Genomic DNA, 23498 nt, shown 5'->3' with positions numbered 1-23498 from the left:
CGTCAGCCCTTCAGCCCGAGTTCCCTGGCGGCGCGCTCCTGGTCGGAGACGTGCTTGAGGACCACGCCGAGCGTGCGGGCGACGGCGGCCTCGTCCAGCTCGTCCAGGCCGAGGGCGAGCAGGGTGCGGGCCCAGTCGACGGTCTCGGCGATGGACGGCGCCTTCTTGACCTCCAGGGCGCGGAGCGTCCCGACCGTCCGGACGAGCTGCTCGGCGAGCTCCGCCTCGATGCCGGGGACCTGCGCGAGGACGATGTCCCGCTCCCGGTCGGCCGCCGGGTAGTCGAGGTGCAGGTAGAGGCAGCGGCGCTTGAGCGCCTCCGACAGCTCCCGCGCCGCGTTCGAGGTGATGAGGACGAAGGGGCGGCGGACGGCGGCGACCGTGCCGAGTTCGGGGATCGTGACCTGGAAGTCGGAGAGGACCTCCAGCAGCATGCCCTCCACCTCGACCTCCGCCTTGTCGGCCTCGTCGATCAGGAGCACGGTCGGGTCGCTGCGCCGGATCGCGGCGAGCAGCGGCCGCTCGAGGAGGAACTCCTCGGAGAAGATGTCGTCGTGGGTGTCCTGCCAGGCCCGGTCCGACGGGGCGGCCTGGATCGCGAGGAGCTGCTTTTTGTAGTTGAACTCGTAGAGGGCGCGGGCCTCGTCCAGGCCCTCGTAGCACTGGAGCCGGATCAGCTCGGCGCCCGTCGCCCTCGCGACGGCCTTCGCCAGCTCCGTCTTGCCGACGCCGGCCGGGCCCTCGACGAGCAGCGGCTTGCCGAGCGCCTGCGCGAGGAACACCGTCGTCGCGATCGCCTTGTCGGTGAGGTAGCCGGCCTCCCCCAGCCGCACGGCGGTGTCGGCTGGCGAGGAGAATCCTCCGCCGCTGTTCTCGTGGACGCCGTCCCCGTGGGTCATGACCTGGCCTTCGCCTTCATCCTCGTGTACTTCTGGTTGGTGCCGTTGAACAGCAGCTTCGCGTTGCCGTCGGTGAGCGCGACGCCCCAGTAGTTCGCGCCCTGCGGGTCGCCGCCCTGCCAGGAGAAGCGGAACTTCCCGCCGCCCTCCGGTATCGCGGTGCCGCTCCACAGCTTCTGGCCGCTCCGCATCCACACGCCGGTGCCGTCGGCCTTGAACTCGAAGTAGTCCTTGGCGGTGCCGATCCAGCGGCCGACGAGCGGCTTGACCTGCGCGGTGTCCACCTGAGGGAGGGGCGCGAGCGTGGTGGCCGGCGCGGACGGCTCCGCCGCGTCCTTCTTCTCACCGCCCCCGCAGGCGGTCAGCACGAGCGCGGACGCGGCCGCGGCGGCCAGGAGCAGGGTCGAGCGCACCCGCACGGGGACCTCCAGGAAGTTCCGGGACAGAAGCGGCAGTGTACCGGCGGGTAGGCTCCCTCCCCCGGGGGACCGCCCGGTTCCCTCCCCGGAGGGACGCCCGATCCGTCCCCGGCCTCCTATAACGGAGGAATGACCACTCCACGGCCGGCCCGCGAGCCCCTGACCGCGCTGCCGCACGACCCCGTGACCGCGCTGCCGCACGAGGACCTCGCCGCGGCGATGGCCGCCCGGCGCGAGCTCGGGCCCGAGTACGACGCGGCGTTCCTCGAGACGGTCGTCGCGCGGATCGAGGAGTCCCTCGACGCCCGGACGGCGTCCAGGGCCCCGGCCCGGCGGCGGGGAGGCGGCGGCTCCGGCGACCTGGCGCTGGCCGTGCTGTCCCTCGCCGCCGCGATCCCGCTGTCCGCGATCGCGGTGGTGAACGCGGGCCTGCCCGGTCTCGCCGTCGTGTGCGCGGCGATCGTCCTGGTGAACCTCGCGTACACGGGCCGGGCCCGCCGCTGAGCGGGACGGGTGCGGACCGGGGGCCCGCACCCGTCCCGTCATCGCGTCACCTGCCGGGCTCGGGATCGCGCGGCAGGCCGAGCAGCCGCTCGCCGATGATGTTGAGCTGCACCTCGGTGGTGCCGCCGTAGATCGTCATCGCGCGGCTGAACAGCATGGCGCGGGCCACGATGGCGGCCTCGCTCATCGGCACCTCGGTCGCGGCCGCGGCACCCTGCGCCGCCCAGCAGTAGTCGGCGACGTCCTGGTTGAACTGGACGCCGAGGAGCTTGCGGACGCTCGCCTCCGCGCCCGGCTCCACGCCGTTCAGCTGCTTCAGCGTGGTGCGCAGCCCCAGCAGGTCGATCGACTGGCCCTGCGCGATCAGCTTGCCGACCTCGGCGCGGGTGACCGCGTCCAGCTCGCGCTTCTCGAAGAACCGCAGCAGCTCGGGGACGCCCATGCCCATGCCGCCGCCGGTGGACAGCGACACCCGCTCGTTGGACAGCGTGTTGCGGGCGACCTGCCAGCCCTTGTCGACCTCGCCGACGACGCACTCGTCCGGGACGAACACGCCGTCCAGGAAGACCTCGTTGAACAGGGCCTCGCCGGTGAGCTCGCGGAGCGGCCGGACGTCCACGCCCTCGGACTTCATGTCCACGAGGAAGTAGGTGATGCCGTCGTGCTTGGCGGCGTCGGGGTTGGTGCGGGCGATGCAGAAGCCCCACTGGGCGTGCTGCGCGACCGACGTCCAGATCTTCTGGCCGGTGAGCCTCCAGCCGCCCTCGACCCGCTCCGCCTTCATCGACAGGGCGGCGAGGTCGGAGCCGGCGCCGGGCTCGGAGAACAGCTGGCACCACACGATCTGGCCGCGCAGCGTCGGCCGCAGGAAGCGCTCCTTCTGCTCCTGCGAGCCGTACCGGACGAGGGACGGCACCAGCCACGCGCCGATGACCAGGTTCGGGGCCTTGACCTTGGCGGCCCTCAGTTCCTGCTGGATGAGGATCTGCTCGACCGGCCCGGCGGCCCGGCCCCACGGCTTCGGGAAGTGCGGGACGGTCCAGCCCTCGTCGCCCATCCGCGTGTTGAGCTCGTGCTTGTCCTCGATGGCGGCGAGCTCGGCGATCTCGGCGCGGATCCGCTCGCGCAGCGGCTCGGTGTCGGCGTCGAGCTCGAGCTCCACCTCGCGGCGGCCACCGGCGAGGGCGAGGTCGGCGACCGTGCCGGCCCAGTCCTTGGCGGGGCCGAGCAGGGCCCGGAGGGTGAGCGCGCGGCGCAGGTAGACGTGCGCGTCGTGCTCCCACGTGAAGCCGATGCCGCCGAGGATCTGGATGGCGTCCCTGGCGGTCTGCACCCCGGCGTCGGCCGCGATGACGGCGGCGACGGCGGCGGCGAACCCGGCCTCGCCGTCCTCCGCGTCCTCGTCGAGGGCGCGGGCGGCGTCCCAGGCGGCGGCGCGGGCCTGCTCGGTGGCGATGAGCATCCGGGCCGCCTTGTGCTTGACGCCCTGGAACTGGCCGATCGGGCGGCCGAACTGCTCGCGGACCTTCGCGTACTCGGCCGCGGTGGTCACGAGCCACCCGGCGAGACCGGCGGCCTCGGCGCCGAACAGGGCCGCGGCGAGGTCGCGGACGCGTCCGGTGGCGACGCCGTCGAGCACCCGGTCGGCGGCGACGGCCGTGCCGGACAGTTCGACCGCGGCGACGCGGCGGACCCGGTCGAGGCTCGCGGTGGGCGTGACGGTGGCGTCGGCGGCGTCCACGGCCACCCACTGCTCGCCGTCGCCGGTCGCGACCGGCAGGACGAGCACGTCGGCGAGCCCGGCGCCCAGCACCGTCGAGGCGGTGCCGGACACGGTGAGCACGCCGCCCTCGCGGGTGCCGGTCAGGTCGCCGGCGAGGGCGACCGCGGCCGTCCTCGACCCGTCGGCGAGGGCGGGCAGCAGCTCCGCCCGCGCCTTGGCGTTGCCGGAGGTCGCCACCACGGCGCTCGCGAGGACCGTCGGCAGGAACGGGCCGGGCGCGGCGGCCCGGCCCAGTTCCTCGACGACCACGGCGAGCTCGAGCAGGCCGTAGCCCTGCCCGCCCTGCTCCTCGGTCAGGTGCAGGCCCAGCAGGCCCTGCTCGGCGAGGGCCGCCCAGAAGGGCGGCCTGCTCTCCTCGTCCGCCTCCAGCGCGGCACGTACGGCCGTCGCCGGAATGTTGCGCTCGGCGAAGCCGCGCACCGATTCGGCGAGCGCCTCATGCTCCTCGGTCAGCCCGATGGCCATACGTCGAATCCCCTTCTGAGACCGCTGTTGACCGCGATTCTAGAACAGGATTCTGGTCCTGTGGGGCAGTGACACCGGTCTCATGTTCGACCTTCTCCACCCCGGCCCGGCGGCCGGCGGCGAGGCTCAGCACCGTCGTGGCGACGAGCGTCCCGGCGATCACCGCGAGCGACAGCCAGATCGGCACCTCGGGGGCCCACGACACGCCGTACTCGTGCATCGCGTGCAGGATCAGCTTCACGCCGATGAAGCCGAGGATGAACGCCAGGCCCTTGCCCAGGTAGACGAGCCGGTCGGTGAGCCCGCCGAGGAGGAAGTACAGCTGGACGAGGCCCATCAGGGCGAACGCGTTGGCGGTGAAGACCAGGTACGGCTCGGTCGTCAGCCCGAAGATCGCCGGGATGGAGTCCAGCGCGAACAGCACGTCGGTGGAGCCGATCGCGATCATCACGATGGCGAGCGGGGTGACCATGCGGCGTCCGCCGGCCCGGGTGAGGAACCGGCTTCCGTCGTAGGCGTCCGAGGTCGGGACGACGCGCTTCGTCCAGCGCAGCAGCGCGTTCTCCTTGAACTCCTCTTCCTCGTCCTCTCCCTTGACCAGGCCGTAGGCGGTCCAGAGCAGGAAGCCGCCGAAGATGAAGAAGACCCAGGTGAACTGGGAGATCGCGGCCGCGCCGACGGCGATGAAGATGCCGCGCAGCACCAGCGCGATGACGATGCCGGCCATCAGCACCGTGTGCTGGGCGTGCTTCGGCACGGCGAACCTGGTCAGGATCACCATGAAGACGAAGAGGTTGTCGACGCTGAGGCTCTTCTCGGTGACGAAGCCGCCGAAGTACTGGGCGGCGTACTCGCCGCCGGAGAAGGCCCAGACGCCGAGGCCGAACGCGACGGCGAGACCGATATAGATCACCGACCAGAACGCGGCACGGCGGGTGGTGAACTCCCGCGTGTCGTTCCGGTGGATCACGAACAGGTCGATCGTGATGACGGCGAGGATCCCGACGAGGGTCAGGGACCACACCAAGGGCGAGACGGACACGGGTGAACGCACCTCCGGCGGACACGGTCGAGCGCCGGAGGTCTCTCCCATCCCGGGCGGACCGGGACCGCGGCCCCCGGGCCGATACGGATCGACCGTGCTGACGAGAACCGCGCGCGGGGATACTCCCCTCCATCACCCCGCACAACGGAGGTCGCGGACGGGGTGTTCCAATCAAGCCGGGGAAATTTCAACTTTCTCGAACCCCGGCGCCCGGCGCCGCGTCTAAGGCCCGATCACCTCCGGCGCCGGACGGCCTCGCGGTAGAACCCGGCGAGCTGCTCGACGGCGTCGTCCTCGGTCGGCAGGTCCACCGCGCGGCGCGCGGCGGCCTCGGCCAGCCGGGCGGCGAGGGCCGGGTCGTCCAGGACGCGGGCCACCGCCCGGGTGAGCGCCCCGGCGTCGCCGGGCGGGACGAGCAGCGCCGCCTCGCTCTCCGGTCCGTGGAGCAGCCCGCCGCCGTCCGGGCGGTCCTGCGCGCCGACCACGCCCGGGATCCCGCCGACGCGGGTCGCGACGAGCGGCAGCCCGGCCCGCAGGATCTCCTGGACGATCAGCGGCTGCCCCTCCCATACGCTCGGCACCACGGCGATGTCGGCGGCGGCGAGCAGCTGCGGCACGTCCTTGCGGCGCCCGAGCAGCCGGACCGGCAGGTCCTCCGCCTCGATCCGCGCGGCGAGCCCATCGTGCAGCGGACCGTCGCCGACGAGGACGGTGAGCGGCACCGGCACGCGGCCGGTCCAGCCGGCGGCCGCGTCGAGCAGGGTGTGCAGGCCCTTCTGCTCGGCGAGCCGCGCCACGGTGATGATCAGCGGCCGGTCCCCGACGCCGAGCTCGTCGCGCAGCCCCGCGCGGACCGCGGGACCCGGCGGGGTCCGCGGCGCCGGAGCCGGGACGAGCGCGTGCGCGACCCGGCGCGCGCCGAGCGACCGCATCCGCTCCTCCAGGTCGGGCGACACGCCCAGCACGCGGGACGCCCCCAGCGCGACGACGCGTTCCAGCGCCCCATAGACCGCGGCGGTGCGCCCGCCCGCGATGACGGCGTTGTGGAGCGTGACGATCAGCGGCGGCCCGCCCCCGGCGACCCGCAGCGGGCCGGGCGCGACCCGCGCGCACGCCATCGCGGCGAGCGCCCCTGCGCGCAGCCCGTGCGCGTGCACCACGTCGGCGCCGCGCAGCAGCCCCCGCAGTCGCGCCACGGCGCGGGCGTCGTCGAGCGGCCGGGGCCGGTCGGCGAGATCGACCTCGGCGAACCGTGCGCCGCGCGCGGAGAAACGGTACAGCTCGTCGGTCGAGGCGGGCCCGCACACCGCCACCCGCGCCCCCCGCTCGACGAGCCCCTCGGCCACGGACCGGACATGCCGCCCGAGCCCTCCCGAGGCGGTCCCCAGCACGAGCGCGACCCTCAGCCCTTGCAGATCGGTCCCCCGCGCGCCGCCGGTCTCCGGCACGCCCTCGCTCGACCCGTTCACGCCCGCCTCGCCATCGTCCGGCTCCCCTGCGCTCGCCTCGTGCACGCCCGCCATATTCGCACTCCGCGCGCCCCCGCGCGGCGCGTTCGGGTGCCGGTCCGCTCCGCGCGAGGCGGTCTCGTCCTGCTCAGGCATCTCGGGTCACCCTCCGGGTCAGGACGGCGCGCAGATCCCCGCCGTCGATGGCGAACACGATGATCAGGAACACCGCCGCGGCGACGGCGGCGGACAGGACGCCGGCACCGGCGGCGGCGAGCTCGCCGGACGCGGCGACGGCGGCGGAGACGGCATACCCGGCGGCCCCGCCCCCCGCCGCGCCGGCCAGCCCGGCCGCGAGCGCGCGCGGGACCCCCCGCGCCGCCGCCGCGCCGCGCGCCCGGACGAGCGTCCCGAGCAGCAGCGCGCCCGCCACGGTCATCCCGATCGCGTTGCCGAGCCCGAGCGCCGCCACCACCCAGCGGGCCTCGGCGGACAGGACGAGCACCAGGTCGGCGGCCATGACGACGGCCCATCCGGAGACGACCGCGACGGCGGCCATCCGGCCCCGGTGGCACGCGTACAGGACCCTGCCCAGATGCGCGACGAGCCCGTAACCGACCAGGCCGGGCGCGAACGCGAGCGCGGCCGACGCCAGCACGTCCGCCTTGAGGTCGTTCTCCGGGTTGAACACGACGCCGACGGGCAGCGCGACCGCGATCAGCGCCGCGGCGCCCGCGCACGAGACCAGCAGCACCGCCCGGGTGGTGGCGGCGGTGACCGCGTCGAACCGGGCCTCGTCGCCCGCGCTGATCCGGGCCGCGAGCAGCGGGAACGCGCTGGTCGCGATCGGCACCGCGAGGATCGCCCACGGCAGCAGGTAGATCGCCCACGCGTACTGGTAGCTGGCGAGCGCGCCCTCGGTCCCCTCGTAGCTGAGCCGGACGACGAGCAGCGCCGACAGCTGCTGCGCGGCGACCGTGGCGAGCCCGGCGAGCGCGAGCCGGACGGCGCGCCGCGCCACCCCGTCCGGAAAGCGGAGCGTCGGCCGCAGCCCGAGGCGCAGGCGCCACGCGGCGGCCCCCGCCGTGGCGGCCATCGCGACGCCGCCGAGCGCGGTGCCGACGGAGAGGGTGAGTTCCGCGCTGAGCGGCAGACCCGCGAGGTCTTTGCCGTGGCCGTGGCCGAGCGGCGCGTACACCAGGTAGGCGCCGATCACGACGAGGCTCGACAGCAGCGGCGCCAGCGCGGGCGCGACGAACCGGCGGTGCGCCTGGAGCAGCCCGTACAGGACGACCGCGATCCCGTAGAACACCATCTGCGGCGCCATGACCGCGAGCATCCGGGCGCCGACGTCGACGATGCCGCCCCGGGCGCAGCCGAGCGGGTCGGCGCCGACCAGCAGCTCCATGATCGGGCGGGCGAGGAGGGCCATCAGCGCCGACAGCGGAACCAGGACCAGCACGATCCAGGTGAGCAGCGCCGACGCCGTCCGGCGGACCCGCTCGCGGTCGCCCTGCTCGGCGGGCCCGGCGAGGAGCGGCACGACCGTGCTCGCCAGGGCGCCGCCCGCCACGATCTCGTAGGCGATGCTCGGGATCTGCGTCGACGTGAAGTAGGCCTGGCCGAGACAGCTCGTGTCGACGGTCTGGGAGAACGTGTAGGTGCGGCCGAACCCGGCGAGCCGGGACAGGACCGTGATGACCCCGATGACGACGGCGGCGCCGGCGACGCCGCCGGTCAGGCGCCGCAGCCGCGGGGAGGTTCGACGGGTCACGCGGAAGGGGCTCTTCCCTCGCCCGCTACGCGCGCGCGGCGGACCCGGCGGGCTCCGCGGCGGGGGCGGCGGTCGCGGGGGGCCGGCGGCCCAGCATGTCGATCCGGTTCAGCACCGGGTTCGCCGCGATGACCTTGGTGAAGCTGACGGCCTCGCTCGCGGCGTTCAGCCCGGCGACCCCGGCCAGCACGGCGAGCCGGGGGCCGAGGCCGAGCCGGGTCGCGGCGAGGCCGAGCAGCGCGCCGAGCGCGTTGGCGCCGGTGTCGCCGAGCATGGCCCGCTCGCCGAGGTCGTCCGGCAGCAGCGCGGCGGCGGCGCCGAGCGGCGCGGCCACCACCGCCGATCCCGCCGGGGTCAGCGCGAGGGGCGCGCCGGTGAGCATCCCGACCTTGATCGCCCGCCCGGGGCGCAGGTCGAACAGATTCATCAGGTTGGCGCTCCCGGCGATGATCGCGCCGTTCAGGAGCGCGTCGAGCGCGCGCCCGGCGCGGGACGGGGCGGGCGACCCGGCGAGCGCGGCGGCGGCGAGCCCCGTCGCGCCGATGCCGAGGATCTTCACGGCGCCGCTGGTGACCTCGCCGCGGGCGAGCGCGCCGAGGTGCCCCTTGAACCCGCGGGACGACGCGGACCCGGCGAGGTCGTCGTAGCCGCCGAGGATCCCGGACGCGGTGCCCGCGAGCAGCGCGGCGGCCCGCAGCCGGCCGCCGGGGCCCGGGGCGAGCAGCCCCGCGACGGCGGTCCCCGCGACGAACGCGGGCCCCTCCAGCAGCGTCACGGGCTCGCCCCGATGGTTCGTCCGCCCCCACACCTCGTCGCCGGGCGCTCCCTTCAGGCCGGGCGGACGGCGGGTCAGCGCGCCGTAGGCGGCGCGCGCCGCGACCGCGCCCAGCGCGGCGCCGAACACGGGGCCGGCCAGGGCCCGCAGGGGTCGGTTCATGGGGTCATCCGCTCCTCGCCACCGTGGGCGCGGGCGAGGGCAGGTAGCCGTTCACACCGGCGCCCGTCCCGTACCGTCCGGACTTGCCGTTCAGCTCGTTCTGCAGCGCCAGGACCGTGACCACCCGGCCGGACGGGACGTCCACCATGTCGACGGTGGAGACCTCGTCACCGGCGTCGGCGTCCCGCAGCGCCGCGATGAGCCCGCTCTCCTGCGCGGAGGTCGCGGGCCCGGCGACGACCGTACCGCGATTCGCGGCGTCGAGGGCGGCGGCCAGCGAGATCAGTGCCTTGTTGTCGGCGTCGCCGCCCTCGTAGGCGTACCCGCCGGCCGGCGCGACCATGATCGCGAGGGTGGCGTGCTGGCCGGGCTTGCCGCTGGTGGTGATGTACCCGGCCTGCCGGAAGGCGTTCAGGACGGCGCCGCCGGAGGCGTCCTCGCGACCGGACGCGGCCTGGTCGCGGGTACCGAGCGCGCCGGCCAGCACCGCGCCGGCCTTGTCGTAGGGCCCGGCTCCGGACGGGAACGCGGGGCCCTCGCCGCGCAGCCCCACCGCGAGCTGCTCGACGGAGGACTGCTGGTCGTCGTCCAGGAGCTTCTTCTGGACGGTGACGCGGCCGGTGACGGTCGCGCCCGCGTCCTTGGCGAGCTCGCCGACCCGCTCGATGGCCTCGTTGCCGGCGCCGGGCGTCTCGACCAGCACGACGGACTGGCCCGCCAGCCGGCCCTGGACGATCTGCGGGGCGAGGAGCCGCGCGAACTGCTCGTCGCCGTCGAGGAGGCCCTGCAGGCGGCGCTGCTCGAGGCGGGCCTCCTGCGCGGTCTTGGCGGCCTGGTTCGCCTGCTGCCGGAGGGTGTCGCTCACCGAGTCCGACAGGGTGGTGGAGCCGAGCACGATGCCGAGCGCCAGCGCGAGGAAGATCGCGACGATGGAGACGAGGTGGTAACGGAAATCGATCACGTGAAGAGTCCGGTCAGCCAGAAGACGAAGGCGTGCCAGCGGTCGGCGAGGAGGGGGCTGATGACGTCCCCCGCCGGGGACATGGCGACGGCCGTGACGATGGCGACGAGCGCGCCGAGGACGAGGAACAGCAACGACCAGGTGGAGATGCGGCTGCGGTAGAGGCGGCTGACGCCCTTGGCGTCGACGAGCTTGCTGCCGACCCGCAGCCGGGTGAGGAACGTGCTCGCCATCCCGGCGCGGCCCTTGTCGAGGAACTCGACCATGTTCGCGTGGGTGCCGACGGCGACGATGAGCGTCGCGCCCTTGTCGTCGGCGAGCAGCATCGCGATGTCCTCGCTGGTGGCGGTCGCGGGGAACACGACCGCGTCCCGGCCGAGCTCGTGGACGCGCTGCAGGCCGGGCGCCCGGCCGTCCCGGTAGGCGTGCACGACGATCTCCGCGCCGCAGGTGAGCGCGTCGTCGGAGACCGAGTCCATGTCGCCGACGATCATGTCGGGCCGGTAGCCGGCCTCCAGCAGCGCGTCGGCGCCGCCGTCGACCCCGATGAGGACGGGCCGGTACTCGCGGATGTAGGGGCGCAGGGTGGCGATGTCCTCGCGGTAGTGGTAGCCGCGGACCACGATCAGCGCGTGCCGCCCCGCGATCCTCGTGCCGATCTCGGGGACGCCGACGCCGTCGATGAGCAGGTCGCGCTCGCGCTTGACGTACTCCATCGTGTTCTCGACGAACGCCTCGAGCTGCTCGGCCAGCCCCGCCTTGGCCTCCGTCAGCGCCGCCTCGATCGTCTCGGCGGTCTGCTCGGTGCCCTTGACGACGACCTCCTCGCCCCGGTGGACGGCGGCGCCCTCCACCCGGACCTGGTCGCCCTCGTCGAGCTTGGCGAAGACGTCGGGGCCGACGTCGTCGACCAGCGGGATGCCCGCCTCGACGAGGATCTGCGGGCCGAGGTTCGGGTACCGGCCCGAGATGCTGGGCGCGACGTTAACGACCGCGCCGACCTGGCACGACACCAGCGCCTCGGCGCTGACGCGGTCGAGGTCGACATGGTCGATCACCGCGATGTCGCCGGGCTGCAGCCGCTTGGTGAGGTTCTTGGTGCGCCGGTCGAGCCGTACGGTCGCGCTGACCCCGGCGCGGCCGTCGTCGCGGGCACGGCCGAGGGCCAGCACGCGGGGCAGCCGCTTGGCCGGCCGGGCGCGCCGCTCGGCGGTGGAGGACGGGTCGCTCATCGCCTGCCATCCTGCCAGAGCCTCGCGGGTGACTTCCGCGCTCACTCCCGGCCCGGCGTGTTCGTTCGGTCACTCTCCGCAGGTCAGGCCACGTCGCGCCGGATCATTCCCGCCTATCGCTCGCGCGCGGCGAGTTCGAGGAGCTCCTCGGCGTGGGCGCGGCCGAGCTCGGAGTCCTCCAGCCCGGCGAGCATCCGGGACAGCTCCCGGACGCGGCCCTCCCGGTCCAGGGCGGTGACGCCGCTGCTGGTCACCGTGCCGTCGTCGGATTTCTCCACCACCAGGTGCTGGTCGGCGAACGCGGCGACCTGCGGCAGGTGCGTGACCACGATCACCTGGGCGTTGCGGGCCAGCCGGGCCAGCCGCCGCCCGATCTCCACCGCCGCCTTGCCGCCGACGCCCGCGTCGACCTCGTCGAACACGAACGTCGGGACGGGGTCGGCGCCCGCGAACACGACCTCGATCGCCAGCATCACCCGGGACAGCTCGCCGCCGGACGCGCCCTTGTGCAGCGGCAGCGCCGGGGACCCCGGATGCGGGGCGAGCAGCACCTCGACCTCGTCCAGCCCGTGCGGGCCGTAGTCGGCGGCCTGCGTCACCGCGATCTCGACGCGGGCGTGCGGCATCATCAGCGCGGTCAGCTCCGCGGTGACGGCGGCGCCGAACCGCTCGGCGGCGGCGGCGCGCACCGCCGTCAGCTCCCCGGCCTCCGCGGCGAGCCGCCCGGCCAGCTCCGCGTGCTCGGCGCGCAGCTCCTCGATCCGGTCGTCGTCGCCCTCCAGCTCGGTGAGCCGGGCCGCCGACGCGCGCGCCCACTCCAGCACCGCCCCGACGGTGCCCTCGGCGGCGCCGTACTTGCGGATCAGGGCGGTCAGCTCCGCGCGCCGCTCCTGGACGACCGCCAGCCGCGCCGGGTCGGCGTCCACGGACTCGGCGTAGGACGCGAGGTCGGTGCCGACGTCCGACACCAGGTACCCGGCCTCGGCGAGCCGGTCGGCGAGCGCCGCCAGCTCCGGGTCGTGGTCGCGGACCGTGTCGAGCGCGTTGCGGGCCTGGCCGAGCAGGTTCGTCACGTTCGCGGCCTCGAACGCCGCCGCCGCGTCGCCGAGCAGCGCCTCGTGGGCGGTGTCGGCGGCGCCGCGCAGCGCGTCGGCGTGGCCGAGCCGCTCCTCCTCGGCGGCGAGCGCGACGTCCTCGCCGTCCTTGGGGTCGACCTTCTCGATCTCCTCCAGGCCGAAGCGGAGCATCTCCGCCTCCTGGGCGCGCTCCCGGGCCCGGGTGGTCAGCTCGTCCAGCAGCGCCGTCACCTGCCGGTGCCGCTGGTACGCGGCGGTGTAGGCGCGCATCGGCTTGGTCAGCGCGCTCCCCGCGTACCGGTCGAGCGCGCCGCGCTGCCGCGCCGACTGCAGCAGCCGCTGCTGGTCGGACTGGCCGTGCACGGCGATCAGGTCGTCGGCCAGGTTGATCAGGACGCTCACCGGCACGGACCGGCCGCCGAGGAACGCCCGGGATCGGCCCTCCGCCGACACCGACCGCGTCACGATCAGCACGTGCTCGTCGTCCAGCTCGCCGCCGGCCTCCTCGACCCGCTCGGCGGCGCGGCCCCCCGCGTCGACGACGATGCGGCCCTCCACCGACGCGCGGTCCGCGCCCGGCCGGACGCGGCGCGGGTCGGCGCGGCCGCCGAACAGCAGGCCGAGGCTCGTCACCACCATGGTCTTACCGGCCCCGGTCTCGCCGGTCACGACGTTGAACCCCGGCGACAGATCGAGCACGGCCTCATCGATCACACCGAGGCCCTGGATCCGCACCTCATCGACCATCGGACGCACCGGCGTCACAACCCCTCGCAAAACAGATCCCGGATCAGCGCCTGGTGAGATTATCGCCCCCGCCGCGGCCCGGCTCTCCCTCGCCGGACCCGGACCGGCCGCTCGGCTTCCGGGTCGGCGCCTGGTGAGAATACAGTCCCGTCCTCACGAACGCCGCGTCCCTGCTCCCCCCACCGGACCCGGACCGGGCGCCGAGCCGCCGCCCGTCACGTCCCCCACCTGGGGGTGCCCGCGGACGGGCGCGGGCCTCGCGGGTTGCCGGGAACGTCCCCGCCAGCCCGTCACGGGCAGCCCGAACTTCGTGACGAGCCGGTCGGTGAACGGAGTCAGGTGCAGCCGGGCGAGCCGCACCGGCTCCTCGCCCCGGCGGACCTCGACCCGCGCGCCCGGCGGCAGGTCGAGGGTGCGGCGGCCGTCGCACCACAGGACGGCGCGCGGCGTGTCCGCCAGCACCTCCACCGCCACCAGCGAGCGCGGCGACACCACCAGCGGCCGGGAGAACAGCGAGTGCGCGCTGATCGGGACGACGAGCATCGCCTCGACCTCCGGCCACACGACCGGCCCGCCCGCCGAGAACGCGTACGCGGTCGATCCGGTCGGGGTGGCGCACACGACGCCGTCGCACCCCCAGTTCGACAGCGGCCGGCCGTCGATCTCGACGACGACCTCCACCATCCGCTCCCGCTCTGCCTTCTCGAGGCTGGCCTCGTTCAGGGCCCACGTCGTCCCCATGACGGTGCCGTTGCGGCGGACCGTCACGTCGATCGTCATGCGCTCCTCGACGTCGTAGCGGCGGGACACGACCCGGTCGACGGTGTCGGCGAGGTCGTCGCGCTCGGCCTCGGCGAGGAACCCGACGTGGCCCAGGTTGACGCCGAGCAGCGGCGTCCCGGACGTGCGGGTCAGGTCGGCGGCGCGCAGCAGCGTCCCGTCGCCGCCGAGCACCATGACGACCTCGGCGCCGTCGGCGGCCGCGGCCGACGGCGCCATGACGCGTGCGCCGGGGCAGCCGATGTCGGGGGCCTCGTCCGCGAGGACCCGGACGTCGATCCCGGCCGCGGTGAGGCGCTCCACGACCAGCTGCGCGCTGCGGACCGCCTCGGGGCGGCCCGTGTGCGCCACGACCAGCACCGACCTCGTACTCATGCTCTCGCTCCACTTCCCGGTCCCGGTACGGACGATCCGTGTACGGGCACCGGCGCGCGGTAGATCATTGCGGGCCCTCCGCGACGGCCTTCGCCAGGGCCTCCTCGTCCAGCGGCGGGGCGCCGGCCCGGAGCCACAGGAAGTACTCCACGTTCCCGGACGGGCCGGGCAGCGGGCTCGCCGCGACGCCCAGGACCCCGAGGCCGAGCGTGCCCGCGTGCGCGGCGACGTGCCGCACCGCCTCGGCGCGCAGCTCCGGGTCGCGGACGACGCCGCCCGCTCCGACCCGCTCCCGGCCGACCTCGAACTGAGGTTTCACCATCATCGCGTAATCGGCGTCAGGGGCGGCGCACCGCCGGACGGGGTCGAGGACGAGCGTCAGGGAGATGAACGACAGGTCGCCCACCACCAGGTCCGGCGGCTCCCCGAGCCGATCGGGCGTGAGGTCGCGGATGTTGACCCGCTCCATCACGGTCACCCTCTCGTCGGTGCGCAGCGACCAGGCGATCTGCCCGTACCCGACGTCGACCGCGTACACGTGGGCGGCCCCGGCGCGCAGCAGGACGTCGGTGAACCCGCCGGTGGAGGCGCCCGCGTCCAGGCAGCGGCGGCCCGCCACGGCCAGCTCGGGGAACGCGGCGAGCGCGCCGGCGAGCTTGTGCCCGCCGCGCGAGACGTACTCGGGGCCGCCCGCCGCCTCGGCCACGACGATCGCGGCGCCCGCCTCGACCTGCGTCGCCGGCTTGGTCGCCGGCTGCCCGCCGACCCGGACCCGGCCGTCCGCGATCAGCTGGGAGGCGTGCTCGCGGGACCGGGCGAGCCTGCGCCGGACCAGCTCGGCGTCCAGCCGCCGACGGGTCACGCGGCGCCCCCGGGCCGCGGCGCGGCGGGGAACGCCGGACGGCGCGGAGCCCCGGCCGCCGGGTCGTCCCCGGCGGAGGCGAGGATCTCCTGGAGCCGGTGATGGACGTCCTCGTAGATCTCCACGTGCTCGGGCACGGGGCGGCCGGGCAGCTCGCCGAGCCGGGCCAGCGCGGCGTCCACGCGCGGGTCGCCGGTCGGCTCGGCCGCCGGCGCCCCTTCGGGCGTCTCCCCCGGACCGGAAACCGACGGGGGCGCGGCCTCGTCGGACATCACGTCACCTCCACTCACCCCCGGGGCGCGCACCGAAGTCGCCCCGGGTCCGCTCAGAACGCTACCGTCCGGGAACGGCATCGGTGCCGATCGAAGGGGAACTGCCTGATCATGGCGAACGAGGAGGACTGCCGGACCGCGCTGGACCGGATCGCCGCGAGGGTCGCGGAGGTGGACGGCGAACGGCTCGCCGAGCACGTCGTGGAGCGGACGATCAGCTGCCGCATCCCCGACCTCGGCGTGGCGTACCGGACGCGGCTCCACGAGGGCGGCCTCGACCCGTTCGAGCCGGACGGCGAGCCGAAGGCGGCGCAGGTGCGGCTCGTGGTGAAGAGCGACGACCTGGTCGCGATGGCGCACGACGAGCTGAACCCGGCGAAGGCGTGGGCGTCCGGCCGCCTCAGGATCGAGGCGAGCCTCTTCGACCTGCTGCGGCTCCGCAAGTTCCTCTGATCACAGGGAGAGCGCCTCCAGGGCGTCGCAGAGGGCGTCGGCGGGGGCCGGGGCGTGGTCCGTCCAGGCGGCGGACGCGAGGGCGCGCAGGCCGTCGTAGGGGTCGCCGGAGCCGTCCACCGCGAAGCGGGCGCCCTCCCGGCGGGCCGTCCAGCCGCCGCAGTGGTGGCCGGCGGCGTCCCGGGCCACCTCGGGGTGCGGCACGAGAAGGCCCGTCAGGTCGGGGGCGACATAGGTCGGCCGGTGCCTCGGCGCGGCGGTGAGGGCCTGCAGGTGGCCGGTGACGCCGGTGAACACGAGCAGGCTGTCGGCGCCGCCGTTGAAGGCGCCCTCGATGTCGGTGTCGAGGCGGTCGCCGACGACCAGGGGGCGGCGGGCGCCCGTCCGGATGATCGACTCCTGGTGCAGGGGGCGCTCGGGCTTGCCGGTCACGATCGGGTCCACCCCGGTCGACGCGCTGATCACCTTGGTCAGCGCCCCGTTCCCCGGGTGCGGCCGCCCGTCGTCGGACGGGACCGTGAGATCGCGGTTGGAGCCGACGAACAGGGCGCCCTCCGCGACCGCCATGGCCCCCTCGGCGATCAGGTCGTAGGACAGCCGCGCGGAGAACCCCTGGACGACCGCGGCGGGCCGCTCCGCCGCCGTCGACACCGGCCGCAGCCCCCGCGCGTACAGCGCCTGCCGCAGCCCCATCCCCCCGACCACCAAGACCTTCGCGCCGGCGGGGAGCCGTTCCGCGAGCAGCCGCGCGGCGGCCTGCGCGGAGGTCACCACGTCGTCCGGGTCGGCGGGCACGCCCACCTCGGCGAGCAGCGCCGCCACGGCCGAGGGGGTGCGGGACGCGTTGTTGGTCACGAACGCCAGCCGCTGCCCGGCGGCGCGCGCCTTGGCGAGCGACCCGGCCGCGGCGGGCACGGGGCGGCGTCCGGTGTAGACGACGCCGTCCAGGTCCAGGAGGGCGACGTCGTAAACCTCGGCGAGGGGGCGTGCACTGGCCTTCATCGCGCTCCTTGTCGTCAGCGTCGGGATCTGAGGGTGGCGCGGGCGTGCTGGAGGGCGCGCGCGTAGTCGCGGTTGTCGGGGCGCATCGCGGCGGCCAGCGCGAGCTGCTCGACGGCGGCCTCGAAGTCGCCGAGGCGGCTCAGCGCCAGGCCGAGGCCGAACCGCGCGTAGTCCTCGGCGGGCTCCTCCTCGACGATCCGCCGGAAGCTCGCGGCGGCGTCGTCGAACAGCCGCGCCCCGAACTGGGCCCGGCCGAGCGCCTCCCGGATGCTGTGCGAGCCGGGCTCGGCGTCCGCCGCCCGCGCCAGCAGCTGGACGGCCGCCGACGCGCTGCCCGCCCGGAGCAGCTCCAGCCCGCGGGTGTACCACTCGTACACCCCGCCGTGCGGCTCGGCGGCCCCGCCGCCGGTCCCCGGGGAATCCTCCGGCCCCTCCGGTCCTTGCACACTCATGTGGAACCCCTCTCGGACTCCGATCACCTCGACCGTACCCGGCGGCGCCGCCCGCTCCCCCCGGTGGCTACCATGCCCACGGTGGACGACGACCTCCCCTCCGGCCTGCCGCCGGAGGAGTTCAGCGCGTGGATCTTCGGGACCGCCGGGCCGCGCACCCCGGGCGGCCTGGAGCTGGCCCCGTTCCGCGGCGTCCGGTTCGTCCAGGAGAAGGTGGGCGATCTCGCGGCCGTCACCACGCCCCCGTACGACCTGATCGACGAGACCGCGTTCCGGCGGCTCCTCCGCGGCGGCGGCCACAGCATCGTCCGGCTCAACATGCCCCGCGCGGCGGGCGAGAGCTACGCCGAGGCGGGCGCCCGGCTGCGGCGCTGGCTCGACGGCGGCGTCCTCGCCGCCGACCCCGAGCCCGCGCTGTACGTCTACGAGGCCGCCCGGGACGGTGCCGCCGTCCAGCGCGGCCTGATCGGAGCGCTCGGGCTGCGCGCGGAGGCCGACCGGACCGTCCTGCCGCACGAGAACGTCTTCCCCGGCCCCGTCGAGGACCGGCTCGCCCTGATGTCGGCCGCCCGCGCCAACCTGGAGCCGATCCTCCTGGTGTACGAGGGCGGCGGCGACGCCGCCGGCATCGTGGACGACGCCACCGCCGCCGACCCGCTGATGGAGTTCGACGCCGACGACGGCCTCACCCACCGCCTCTGGCAGGTCACCGACCCCGTCCTGCACGACCGCGTCGCCGCCGACCTGCGCGGCCGCCGCGCCCTCATCGCCGACGGCCACCACCGGTACGCCACCTACCGCGCCCTCCAGGCCCGCCACCACGCCGCCGGAGACGGCCCCGGCCCCTGGGACCGCGGGCTGGCCCTCCTGGTCGACTCGAAGCGGTACCCGCCGCATCTGGGCGCGATCCACCGCGTCCTTCCGGGCCTGTCCCCGGACGAGGCCGTGGAGCGCGCCCGCGAGGTCTTCCACGTGGCGGAGCTCTCCGACGAGGAGACGGCCGTCACGGCCCTCGCCGCCGCGCCCCGCCCGGCGTTCCTGCTGGGCGGGGGCACCCACCTGCACCTGCTCACCCACCCGGACCCGGGCCGGCTGGACGCCTCCATGCCCGCGGAGCACTCGCCCCGGTGGCGAAGCCTCGACACGGCGATCCTCGATCACGTCCTCATCGAGGGCCTGTGGAACGTGCCGGAGAACGAGCGCAGCGTCGAGGTGGTCCACGACGACCCGTCCGCCGCGATCGCCCGCGCCCGCCGCACCGGCGGAACCGCGGTCGTCCTGAACGCCCTGCGCGTCGAGGACGTCCTGGCCGTCGCCGGCGAGGGCGAGCGCGTCCCCCGCAAGTCGACGTCCTTCGGCCCGAAACCGCGCACCGGCCTCGTCCTGCGCCTGCTCGACGGGGACGGACCGGACGGGTGATGATCGGGGAATGGACACCACGATCACCCCGCTCGGCGACGGCGTGTACGAGATCGACACCCGGATGGCCGGCTACACCGGGATCACCGCCGGGTACCTGATCCTCTCCGACCGGCCCTGCCTGGTCGAGCCGGGCACGGCGGGCTCCGCGCCGATCGTCCGGCAGGCCCTCACCGAACTGGGCGTCGGCCCCTCCGACCTCGCGAGCGTCGTCGTGACGCACATCCACCTCGACCACGCGGGCGGCGTCGGCGACATCGCGGACATGTACCCGCAGGCGGAGATCGTCGTCCATGAGAAGGGCGCCCGGCACCTCGCCGACCCCGAGCGGCTCATGCGCAGCGCCCGGATGGTCTACGGCGACAGCCTCGACACCCTGTTCGGGGAGCTGAAGCCGACCGACGCCGCCCGGATCCGCGCCGTCGACGAGACCGGCGAGATCGACCTCGGCGGCGGCCGCCACCTCGAATCGCACTACTCGCCCGGCCACGCCAAGCACCACGTCGGCCTCATGGACTCCCTCACCGGCGACCTCTACGTCGGCGACGCCGCCGGGATCTACATCCCCGAGACGGCCGATGTGCGGCCCGCAACTCCCCCACCGGACTTCGACCTGGAAACGGCCCTCGGATCGCTCGGGAAATTCGCGTCGCTCGGCCCGCAGCGCCTCCTCTTCGCGCACTACGGGCCGGTAACGGAGGTCGACGAGATCCTCGAACGGTCGGCGGAGGAACTGCGCGTCTGGGTCGACGCCGTGAGGGACGTCAAGGACGAGGAACTCGACCACGCCGTCGCCATGGTCGTCGAGCGCACCAAGAACCGCTACGCCATCACCGCCGACGACGCCGACCCGGAACTCGCCGCGAAATACGAAGTGCTGAGCAGTTCCGCGAGCAACGTCGCCGGCATCATCCACTCCCTCAACCGGCACGCCTGACGGCTCACCGGCGGAACGGCCCCGTGACCTCGAACGTGTAGCCGTCGGTGCCCCCGACGAAACCGCTCTTGCCGCGCTGGGACGAGAAATAGAGGCGCGTCCCGTCCGGGCTGAACGCCGGGCCGGTGATCTCCGATCCGTCGTGACCGAGAACGCGCAGGAACGGCGTCACGACCCCGTCGGGCGTGATGAGGTTGATCTCCATGTTGTCGCCGTCCTCGGCGATGAACAGATCCCCGGACACGGCCGACGTGACATTGTCGACGCCCTTCAGCGGCGCCTCTCCCGTCACGAGGTCGTCGTCATAGGCGATGTCGAGGCGGCCCGCCGCCGCGTCGTACGCCCACACCCGGTTGTCGCCCTTCGTGGTGAAATAGCAGACGCCGCCGGTGTAATGGCAGCCCTCACCGCCGTCGAAGCGCATCGCCCCCGGAACCTGGTCCCGCGTCGGCGTGAGCCAGAACTGCGCATTCGGCACCTTCGCCCACGTGACCGGCCCCGTTCCGGACCCGACGAGCACCTCAAGCACCCCGGACGACAGGTCACCCCACGTGTCGGGCCGGAACCGGTAGAAGCAGCCGTCCTCCTGGTCCTCGGTCAGATAGACGGCCTTGCGCACCGGGTCGGCCGCCGCCGCCTCGTGCTTGAACCGCCCCATCGCCGGACGCGCCGCCGCGCCGTTCCGCCCGAACGGGTCCGTCTCCCACACCAGCCCGAAATCGTGCTCCTCGCACGACAGCCACGTGTTCCACGGCGTCGCCCCGCCCGCGCAGTTCAGCGTCGTCCCGTTCAGGATCCGGTGAGCCGCCACGACCTTTCCCGCCGCGTCGAACCGGACCGCCGACGCACCGCCGACCACGGGCACCTCGGAATTGCTGGCGTACACCCATCCGCCGCCCGGGACCGCGAAGCACGCACCGCCGTCCGGCGCGGGATGCCACGTGTACCGCGTCCCTTCGACCCGCTGCAGGGAACGCGCGACGACGCGTCCGGTGAACCCCTCCGGCAGCTGCAGCCCGTTGGCGTCGGCGGCCCGCAGGGGCCCGTACGGCCCCGGCCCCGGCTGCGCCGGCCCCCCGGCGAACGCGTGCTGCCACAGCGCGCCGGAGAAGGCGGTGGTACCGCCCGCGACGGCGGTGGCGCGCAGGAACATGCGGCGGTTCAGGGGCATGACGGGCTCCTCACGGACTCCTCGGCGGACCCGAGGAGTCGATCACCACCGGACGGCACCGGCGCCCCCGAACGGACACGATCACGTGAATATGCGGTGAATCATCCCGCCCGTCAAGCCCCCTGGCCCAGGCACCGGCGACCGCCCGGGGGAGAACCGTCAGGACTCGTCCGTGGACGGCCGCGGCGTGTCGCCCGCTTCCTCGGTCGTGGGCTCCAGGAACACGGCGGGCGCCTTGGGCACGCCGTCCTCCTGCGAGGGCCCCTCGTCCTCCGCCCGCGGATCGGCCGGCTTGAACTCGATCGCCGTGGCGTCCCCGGGCACATGCTCGACGGCCTGGGCATCCTCCGCTTCCACGGGAACGAACGCGACCGCGGCCGGCTCCCCGCCCTCGGGTGCGGCCGGCTCCGCGATCTCGTCCGCGATGGCGGCGTCGTCGGCGGATTCCGCCACCGGCTCGTCCGCCTGCTCCTCGTCCTCCGGCTCCACGGTGTCGAGGATGTGGAGTCCTTCGAGCTCGGCGTAGCGCTCGGCCGCGTCGGTGTCGCCGTCGCGGTCGGCGGCCGCGGCTCGGGCGAACCAGTCGGACGCCTCCTCCTCGCGTCCGGCCTCCGCCAGCGCGTCGGCGTAGGCGTAGAAGAGGCGCGCGGACCAGGGACGCAGCCGCCGGTCCCGCAGCTCGGGGATCTGCAGCGTCACCACGGCGGCGTCCTGCTGGCCCAGGTCGCGCCGCACGCCGGACTCGACGATGCGCAGCTCGACCCGGCCCATCGGGTCGAGGCCCTCCGCCTCCGCCGACTTGATCAGGTCGAGGGCGCGCTCGGGGCGTCCGAGGCCGCGTTCGCAGTCCGCCATCACGGGCAGGTACGAGTCGTCGCCCGCCATGAGCCGCCGCGCGGCCCGCAGCTCGGCGAGCGCCTCCGCCCATTCACCCGCGTGGTACGCGGCGAGCCCGGCGGCCTCCCGGACGATCCCGACCCTGGACGCGAGGCGCCGCGCGACCCGCGCGTGCCGGTAGGCCAGTTCGGGGTCATCCTCGGTCGTCCTGCCGGCCATCACGAGGTGACGGGCGACCTTCGCGGCGAGCTCCTTCGGCAGCGTGCGCAGCTCGATGCGCGCGTCCTCGTCCAGCTCCTCGCCGGTGACGTCGTCGGGCAGGATCGGATCGTCGTACTTCGGCGGTGCCTGCTCGTCCCGCTCGCGCGAAGGCCCGTACGGGCGCCCCTCGCGCCTCGGGCCACCGGCGCGGGACGGCCTGTCACGCTCGCCCCGCCGATCGTCGAAACGCCCGGCACCGGAGCCCCGCTCACCACGAGGGCCGCCGGACCGCCGGTCGCCCTGACCGCCGCGCTGCCCGCCGAAGCGACCCCCACGACGCTCACCGCCCTCACCACCGCGGAAGCCGCCTTCGCGGCCCTCGCCTCGCCCACCACGCGGACCGCCGAACCCCGGCGCTCACCACGGGGACCACCGGAACCGCCGCCACGGTGCTCGCCGCCCTGACCACCGCGCGGACCACCGAAACCACCCTCACGACCCCCACCACGAGGACCGCTGAAGCGGCCGGAACCACGCTCCCCGCCCTGACCACCACGAGGACCGCCGAAACGACCTTCGCGGCCTCCACCACGCGGACCGTCGGAGCGGCCACCCTCGCCACCACGGCCACCCTGACCACCACGAGAGCCGCCGAAGCCACCCCCACGACGCTCACCGGCCTGGCCACCCCGAGGACCACCGAACCCGCCCTCACGGCGCTCACCGCGCGGCCCGCCGGAGCCACCCTCACCACGAGGACCGCTGAAGCGGCCGGAACCGCGCTCCCCGCCCTGACCGGAACGGGGGCCACCGAAACGGCCTCCGCCGCCCTGACCTGCCCGGGAGCCGCCGGCACCTCCCTCGCGACGGTCACCGCGCGGGGCAGTGAACCCGCCACCGTTGCGGGGGCCTTCGGAACGACCGCCCTCGCCACTACGCGAACCGGCCTCCCGGCCTCGGAAGCCGCCCTCCTTGCGCTCGTCAGGGCGCTTGAACGGCCGGCCGGGCTTGCGGTCATCCCGCTGGCCGCGCGAATCGCGGTCCTTCCAGCCTCCGCCCCCTGGGCGACCTCCGCCGCCCTGCGAGGCGCCGGGACGACCCGCGGCTCCGCGGGCGTCTCCGCCCTTGCGAGGCCCCCCCGGTCCGCCGCGACGCGCGGGCGTGTTCCGCCCCCCGTTGTTGCCCCGCCGCTCGCGGTTGTCGTCGCTGCGGCCGTCGTCTTCCGCGCTCATGTCGCCCGTCACTGTTCTCGATAGTGGTTCGTGCAGTCCTGCCAGCCTACTTTGACCGGCCCCGCAAATGCGTCGAGGGCCGACCCCGGAAATCGGGGCGGCCCTCGACCAAAACATGTCCGGCGGCGTCCTACTCTCCCACACGGTCTCCCATGCAGTACCATCGGCGCTGAAGGGCTTAACTTCCGGGTTCGGGATGGGACCGGGTGTTTCCC

General features: G+C 74.7%; 22 protein-coding genes and 1 rRNA gene. 5 read left to right on the top strand and 18 right to left on the bottom strand.

Features of this window, described 5'->3' with window-relative positions; translation table 11 throughout:
- Positions 1-2: 2 nt before the first annotated feature.
- Positions 3-899, bottom strand: a complete 897-nt coding sequence (locus IE99_RS0110350) for an AAA family ATPase (RefSeq protein ID WP_051712362.1) — start codon at positions 897-899, stop codon at positions 3-5.
- Positions 896-1318, bottom strand: coding sequence for a hypothetical protein (locus IE99_RS0110345; protein WP_030167377.1), 423 nt, complete (start codon positions 1316-1318; stop codon positions 896-898). The genes IE99_RS0110350 and IE99_RS0110345 overlap by 4 nt, the downstream gene beginning before the upstream one ends.
- Positions 1319-1447: 129 nt before the next feature.
- Here IE99_RS0110345 and IE99_RS0110340 point away from each other — a divergent pair, with 129 nt between their 5' ends.
- On the top strand, positions 1448-1822 hold the full coding sequence (locus IE99_RS0110340) for a hypothetical protein (protein WP_084219414.1): 375 nt from the start codon (positions 1448-1450) through the stop codon (positions 1820-1822).
- A gap of 46 nt (positions 1823-1868) precedes the next feature.
- On the opposite strand, the gene IE99_RS0110335 is transcribed toward IE99_RS0110340, so the two are convergent.
- The 11 genes from IE99_RS0110335 to IE99_RS29025 form a co-directional block, all read right to left on the bottom strand.
- Positions 1869-4070: an acyl-CoA dehydrogenase family protein gene (locus tag IE99_RS0110335; protein ID WP_030167371.1), complete on the bottom strand. Its 2202-nt coding sequence runs from the start codon at positions 4068-4070 to the stop codon at positions 1869-1871.
- Entirely contained in the window at positions 4042-5112 is a 1071-nt protein-coding gene (locus tag IE99_RS0110330; RefSeq protein ID WP_051712361.1) for a TerC family protein, read from the bottom strand. Before IE99_RS0110330 ends, IE99_RS0110335 begins: the two co-directional genes overlap by 29 nt.
- 236 nt (positions 5113-5348) lie before the next feature.
- On the bottom strand, positions 5349-6521 hold the full coding sequence (locus IE99_RS0110325) for a glycosyltransferase (RefSeq protein ID WP_037559121.1): 1173 nt from the start codon (positions 6519-6521) through the stop codon (positions 5349-5351).
- A gap of 190 nt (positions 6522-6711) precedes the next feature.
- Entirely contained in the window at positions 6712-8337 is a 1626-nt protein-coding gene (gene murJ, locus IE99_RS0110320; protein ID WP_051712360.1) for a murein biosynthesis integral membrane protein MurJ, read from the bottom strand.
- 25 nt (positions 8338-8362) lie between these two features.
- Positions 8363-9274 (bottom strand): hypothetical protein, encoded by a 912-nt coding sequence (locus IE99_RS0110315; protein ID WP_030167351.1) that lies wholly within the window; start codon positions 9272-9274, stop codon positions 8363-8365.
- Positions 9275-9278: 4 nt separating this feature from the next.
- Positions 9279-10235, bottom strand: coding sequence for a copper transporter (locus tag IE99_RS0110310; protein WP_030167348.1), 957 nt, complete (start codon positions 10233-10235; stop codon positions 9279-9281).
- On the bottom strand, positions 10232-11404 hold the full coding sequence (steA, locus tag IE99_RS0110305) for a putative cytokinetic ring protein SteA (RefSeq protein WP_425423815.1): 1173 nt from the start codon (positions 11402-11404) through the stop codon (positions 10232-10234). The genes IE99_RS0110310 and steA overlap by 4 nt, the downstream gene beginning before the upstream one ends.
- Positions 11405-11580: 176 nt before the next feature.
- The gene (gene recN, locus IE99_RS0110300) at positions 11581-13290 is read right to left on the bottom strand and encodes a DNA repair protein RecN (protein ID WP_030167341.1); all 1710 of its coding nucleotides are present in this window, start codon (positions 13288-13290) and stop codon (positions 11581-11583) included.
- A 153-nt stretch (positions 13291-13443) separates the two neighbouring features.
- A complete protein-coding gene (locus IE99_RS0110295) occupies positions 13444-14445 on the bottom strand; it encodes an NAD kinase (protein ID WP_084219413.1) in 1002 nt (333 codons plus the stop codon).
- 64 nt (positions 14446-14509) lie between these two features.
- Entirely contained in the window at positions 14510-15307 is a 798-nt protein-coding gene (locus IE99_RS0110290) for a TlyA family RNA methyltransferase (protein ID WP_030167335.1), read from the bottom strand.
- A complete protein-coding gene (locus tag IE99_RS29025) occupies positions 15304-15579 on the bottom strand; it encodes a hypothetical protein (RefSeq protein ID WP_245623150.1) in 276 nt (91 codons plus the stop codon). Before IE99_RS29025 ends, IE99_RS0110290 begins: the two co-directional genes overlap by 4 nt.
- Before the next feature lie 111 nt (positions 15580-15690).
- Here IE99_RS29025 and IE99_RS0110280 point away from each other — a divergent pair, with 111 nt between their 5' ends.
- Positions 15691-16032: an SCP2 sterol-binding domain-containing protein gene (locus tag IE99_RS0110280; protein WP_030167329.1), complete on the top strand. Its 342-nt coding sequence runs from the start codon at positions 15691-15693 to the stop codon at positions 16030-16032.
- Here IE99_RS0110280 and IE99_RS0110275 read toward each other — a convergent pair whose 3' ends face one another.
- Together IE99_RS0110275 and IE99_RS0110270 are read right to left on the bottom strand one after the other, a co-directional pair.
- Complete coding sequence (locus IE99_RS0110275; RefSeq protein ID WP_037559089.1) at positions 16033-17034, bottom strand: HAD-IIA family hydrolase; 1002 nt, start codon at positions 17032-17034, stop codon at positions 16033-16035.
- Between the two features lie 14 nt (positions 17035-17048).
- Positions 17049-17486 carry a tetratricopeptide repeat protein gene (locus IE99_RS0110270; protein WP_030167322.1) on the bottom strand — a complete coding sequence of 146 codons (438 nt, stop codon included), beginning with the start codon at positions 17484-17486 and terminating at the stop codon, positions 17049-17051.
- A gap of 72 nt (positions 17487-17558) precedes the next feature.
- Here IE99_RS0110270 and IE99_RS0110265 point away from each other — a divergent pair, with 72 nt between their 5' ends.
- Positions 17559-18905 (top strand): DUF1015 family protein, encoded by a 1347-nt coding sequence (locus IE99_RS0110265; protein ID WP_030167320.1) that lies wholly within the window; start codon positions 17559-17561, stop codon positions 18903-18905.
- Positions 18906-18915: 10 nt separating this feature from the next.
- The gene (locus tag IE99_RS0110260; RefSeq protein ID WP_030167317.1) at positions 18916-19842 is read left to right on the top strand and encodes an MBL fold metallo-hydrolase; all 927 of its coding nucleotides are present in this window, start codon (positions 18916-18918) and stop codon (positions 19840-19842) included.
- A 4-nt stretch (positions 19843-19846) separates the two neighbouring features.
- Here the strand turns inward: IE99_RS0110260 and IE99_RS0110255 are convergent, their stop codons facing one another.
- A complete protein-coding gene (locus IE99_RS0110255; RefSeq protein ID WP_157610191.1) occupies positions 19847-21013 on the bottom strand; it encodes an alkaline phosphatase PhoX in 1167 nt (388 codons plus the stop codon).
- A 159-nt stretch (positions 21014-21172) separates the two neighbouring features.
- Positions 21173-22069, bottom strand: coding sequence for a hypothetical protein (locus IE99_RS33005; RefSeq protein ID WP_245623149.1), 897 nt, complete (start codon positions 22067-22069; stop codon positions 21173-21175).
- A 6-nt stretch (positions 22070-22075) separates the two neighbouring features.
- Here IE99_RS33005 and IE99_RS31095 point away from each other — a divergent pair, with 6 nt between their 5' ends.
- Positions 22076-22516 carry a hypothetical protein gene (locus IE99_RS31095; RefSeq protein WP_030167308.1) on the top strand — a complete coding sequence of 147 codons (441 nt, stop codon included), beginning with the start codon at positions 22076-22078 and terminating at the stop codon, positions 22514-22516.
- Between the two features lie 884 nt (positions 22517-23400).
- Here the strand turns inward: IE99_RS31095 and rrf are convergent.
- Positions 23401-23498 (bottom strand): 5S ribosomal RNA (rrf, locus tag IE99_RS30200); the annotation flags it as partial.

This window comes from Spirillospora albida (assembly GCF_000718255.1).
GTDB classification, from domain to species: Bacteria; Actinomycetota; Actinomycetes; order Streptosporangiales; family Streptosporangiaceae; genus Spirillospora; species Spirillospora albida.
The sequence above is the reverse complement of the archived record's forward strand: the minus strand, read 5'-3'. Positions and strand labels throughout refer to the sequence as shown.

Bases quoted from the DNA above. Each gene is read 5' to 3' on its own strand.
- IE99_RS0110350 (WP_051712362.1), bottom strand. From the start codon at position 899: ATGACCCACGGGGACGGCGTCCACGAGAACAGCGGCGGAGGATTCTCC.
- IE99_RS0110340 (WP_084219414.1), top strand. From the start codon at position 1,448: ATGACCACTCCACGGCCGGCCCGCGAGCCCCTGACCGCGCTGCCGCAC.
- IE99_RS0110335 (WP_030167371.1), bottom strand. From the start codon at position 4,070: ATGGCCATCGGGCTGACCGAGGAGCATGAGGCGCTCGCCGAATCGGTG.
- IE99_RS0110315 (WP_030167351.1), bottom strand. From the start codon at position 9,274: ATGAACCGACCCCTGCGGGCCCTGGCCGGCCCCGTGTTCGGCGCCGCG.
- recN (WP_030167341.1), bottom strand. From the start codon at position 13,290: ATGGTCGATGAGGTGCGGATCCAGGGCCTCGGTGTGATCGATGAGGCC.
- IE99_RS0110295 (WP_084219413.1), bottom strand. From the start codon at position 14,445: ATGAGTACGAGGTCGGTGCTGGTCGTGGCGCACACGGGCCGCCCCGAG.
- IE99_RS29025 (WP_245623150.1), bottom strand. From the start codon at position 15,579: ATGTCCGACGAGGCCGCGCCCCCGTCGGTTTCCGGTCCGGGGGAGACG.
- IE99_RS0110280 (WP_030167329.1), top strand. From the start codon at position 15,691: ATGGCGAACGAGGAGGACTGCCGGACCGCGCTGGACCGGATCGCCGCG.
- IE99_RS0110275 (WP_037559089.1), bottom strand. From the start codon at position 17,034: ATGAAGGCCAGTGCACGCCCCCTCGCCGAGGTTTACGACGTCGCCCTC.
- IE99_RS0110270 (WP_030167322.1), bottom strand. From the start codon at position 17,486: ATGAGTGTGCAAGGACCGGAGGGGCCGGAGGATTCCCCGGGGACCGGC.
- IE99_RS0110265 (WP_030167320.1), top strand. From the start codon at position 17,559: ATGCCCACGGTGGACGACGACCTCCCCTCCGGCCTGCCGCCGGAGGAG.
- IE99_RS0110260 (WP_030167317.1), top strand. From the start codon at position 18,916: ATGGACACCACGATCACCCCGCTCGGCGACGGCGTGTACGAGATCGAC.
- IE99_RS0110255 (WP_157610191.1), bottom strand. From the start codon at position 21,013: ATGCCCCTGAACCGCCGCATGTTCCTGCGCGCCACCGCCGTCGCGGGC.
- IE99_RS33005 (WP_245623149.1), bottom strand. From the start codon at position 22,069: ATGGCCGGCAGGACGACCGAGGATGACCCCGAACTGGCCTACCGGCAC.